This window comes from Streptomyces sp. P17 (assembly GCF_032436805.1).
In the GTDB taxonomy this organism is placed as follows: domain Bacteria; phylum Actinomycetota; class Actinomycetes; order Streptomycetales; family Streptomycetaceae; genus Streptomyces.
Genome location: NZ_JAVRBF010000477.1, coordinates 1 through 345, shown reverse-complemented (window position 1 = coordinate 345; position 345 = coordinate 1). Strand labels below are relative to the sequence as shown.

Here is a 345-nt window from a genome sequence, read left to right as displayed (position 1 = left end):
CCGGGAGTTGTCGCATGATGGCGCTATTGGCAGTCATTCCCGATTGGGGGAAAATCGTCGCTGGAGGCGTGCTAGGCGCGCTTCTGGCCGTCGGGCCGGTGTATCTGGTCGGAAAGTCTGCCGGGCGCGCTGAGATAGCCGCACAGGCCGCAAAAGACGCGTTGAACCGTATAGAGCAAAGGGAAAAGAATGATGCGAAATTCCGCGATATGTCGAGTATTGAGCGTTGCCGTGCTATCATGCGTGATAGCGGGTTGCCAGTCAGTGAGTGCGATCAACGGAGCGGGGTATCAGGCAATCCGGTTCGCTAACCCGGAGGCTGCCCGGCTGGCCGCAGACGATCCA

General features: G+C 59.4%; 1 protein-coding gene. It reads left to right on the top strand.

Annotated elements, in window-relative coordinates; all coding sequences use genetic code 11:
* On the top strand, nt 1–311 hold a 311-nt coding region (locus tag RMT89_RS41780), incomplete at its 5' end, for a hypothetical protein (RefSeq protein ID WP_315888984.1).
* Nucleotides 312–345 lie beyond the last annotated feature (34 nt).